This window comes from Thalassobacillus sp. C254, assembly GCF_001310615.1.
This window is the reverse complement of sequence record NZ_BAXQ01000054.1, coordinates 1-2,797: the sequence shown is the minus strand read 5'-3', so window position 1 is coordinate 2,797 and position 2,797 is coordinate 1. Positions and strand designations below refer to the sequence as shown.

1 protein-coding gene and 1 pseudogene are annotated in these 2,797 nt (G+C 38.5%); both read right to left on the bottom strand.

Going from position 1 to position 2,797, the window contains the following annotated elements; translation table 11 throughout:
- Positions 1-173 precede the first annotated feature (173 nt).
- Positions 174-1,208 (bottom strand): TRAP transporter substrate-binding protein DctP, encoded by a 1,035-nt coding sequence (gene dctP, locus JCM19033_RS21480; RefSeq protein ID WP_054637866.1) that lies wholly within the window; start codon positions 1,206-1,208, stop codon positions 174-176.
- A gap of 233 nt (positions 1,209-1,441) precedes the next feature.
- A pseudogene (megL, locus tag JCM19033_RS21475) lies at positions 1,442-2,627 on the bottom strand (methionine gamma-lyase).
- Positions 2,628-2,797 lie beyond the last annotated feature (170 nt).

Sequence of the window (2,797 nt, the reverse complement as noted above, 5' to 3'; positions counted from 1 at the left end):
GGTGAAAAACGAAATTGGATTTGCATTACTGGCGGTGAACTTGAGAAAGTACACCGCTCGTAAGCCCATTAACCCATTTCTGATCAACAAAAAGGTAACAGCTATCGAAAATCGATAACTGACACCTTTTATTCCTTTTCAGAGATTGTTTTTTCCTAGCGTCTTTTTCTTCCCTATTCCACGTTTTCAATTCTTTCTATATAATCCCCATATTGGTCTGCGTATTTCTCATACACCGGCTCTACCAGCTCTCTAAACTCCTCAATATTAATATCTTCCATAGGAATAATTTCGACACCGTTTTCCACTAAGTTATTGTGCTGCTCTTCTTCGAGTTCCTGAGATATTTCACGCTGCACTTGGGCATATTCTTTTCCAAGTTCTACGATCGTTTCTCTTATATCTTCCGGAAGCTCCTCATATAACTCATCATTAATAATTAATGTAGCCGAAGCATAATATAATCCCGATTCCGTAAAATATGGCAGCTGTTCATAGGTATTTGTACTCCAAATCACGCCATACGACTGGTCTGTTCCGTCAATTACTCCTTGCTGAAGGCCGCCGTACACTTCAGGGAAAGCCATTGGAGTAGGATGAGTGCCTAAACTCTCATACGTTTCGATTAAAATATCACTTTCAATTGTTCTCATATTTAACCCGCTTAAATCTTCAGGCTCTGTAATAGGTCTTTTGTTATTGGCAAAATGACGCTGACCATTTTCCCAGAAAGCAATCCCTTTAAATCCGGCACTATTCATACCATCAAGTATTTCTTGTCCAATTTCTCCATCCAATGTTTTGTAGGCATGATCTAAGTCCCTGAATAAAAACGGAAACTCCAAAGCTGTCACTTCTGGAACAAAATTACTAATTACCCCGGTAGTGACAAGGCTCATATCAATATTCCCTATTTGTACACCCTCAGCCAGCTCTCTTTCCCCTCCTAAAGAGCCATCACCAAAGATTTCAAATTCTACTCTTCCATCTGTAGCTTCTTCTACAGCTTCAGCATAAGCTTCGAAACCTAGTGCATATGCCTCTCCCTCAGGGGCAATATGCCCTACCTTAATAGTAATTACATCTGATTCCTGGTCTGTTCCTTCATTCTGTGCATCTGCCGCTGAGTTGCTATCATCTCCACAAGCTGACAAAAGCAGAGCCGCTGCAGCCATTGAAGATAAGGATAAACCCTTATTAAGTTTCACAGTAATCTCTCCCTTAATTTTTAAAATTTTCTCTTTTTTATTTATAATTATTTTAGCGCTTAAAAGCGACAAAGTAAAGAAGTGTTTTTTTTTAACTAGATTTATTAGAAGTACTGAAAAAATAAAAAAACCGTTTGGCTTTTTAAAAGCAAACGGTTTTTATAGATTAATGGACCGGGAGCGATCAGGAAACACCGTATTCCTGTTTCTTATTATCAGTGACCGAACTGCTTTCAATTAATAGAATCAAGGGCTTCTTCAAGATCCTCCCAAATATCTTCCCAGGCTTCAAGACCGATAGACAAACGCAAAAGTCTTGCTGATATAGCCATTTCTTTTCTTTCCTCTTCAGGAACTACGGCATGTGTCATCGAAGCTGGATGCTGAATTAGTGTTTCTGCATCACCAAGACTGACTGCTATCCGTACCATCTTTAATTGATCTACCATTTTCTTAGTATCTTCAAGTGATCCTTTTATTTCAAAAGAAATGAGGCCTCCCCCCTTTTCATTTGCTTCTGCATAATAGAGTAATCAGGGTGATCCTGGTCACCAGGGAAATATACTCTTTGAATTTTAGAATGCTTTTTTAGCTCTGTGGCAATTTTTTCTGCATTCTCACAATGTCTATCCATTCTTACTGCCAAAGTTTTGAGTCCCCGCAGGAGCAGCCATGCATCAAATGGTGAAAGGACTCCTCCAATATCCTTTTGTGCTGTTTTCTTTAAATAGGTAACGATCTCTTCATTCCCGGCAAGAAGACCTGCTATGACATCTCCATGTCCTCCAATAAACTTAGTCGCACTATGAATAACAATGTCACAGCCTTTTTTAACGGCTGCTGCAAATAGGGGGTGGAAAACGTATTATCTACAATTACTTTTATTCCTCTTTCTTTGGCTATAGAGGCCACTTTCTCCAAATCTATTAATCTCATTGTAGGGTTTATCGGTGTTTCTATATAAATACATGTTGTGTTGCTTCTGATATTAGATATTATTTCTTCAGACGTATCTAAGTAGGAAAAAGTGTGTTCGATATTGTATTTTTCTTTTAACAGCTGAAGAAGTCCGAAGGTACAGCCGTATACTCCTTTTGAGCACAAGATATGATCTTCTTTCTTTGTTAAACCTATTAATGCAGCCGATACTGCTGCCATACCCGAACTAAACGCCAGTGCTTTCTCGCCTCCCTCAAGCTCAGCGACTCGCTTTTCCAGTGCATCTACCGTAGGATTAGATATCCGTGAATATATGAACCCTTCTTCTTCACCGGAAAATCTATATGCACCCTGGTCCAATGAAGAAAAAGTAAACGTAGAGGTTTGATAGATAGGCGGAGTCAAGCTGTCAAAATGCTGATTCGGTTCGTACCCGCCATGTATAGCTTTTGTTTCAAAACGACTCGTTTTCTTTTTCATCAAATCCCCCTTGACCTTTACTATAAGCATACACAACAACTTTTCTTTTTGTAAGCACTTTCTAACATTATATTGTTTTCTCCTCTTAGTAATACTCATATAATATAGAATCCTTTTTATGTAGGCTCTGTCAAAGCTAATGTTGATTTTCATAAACCATTTGATTATAG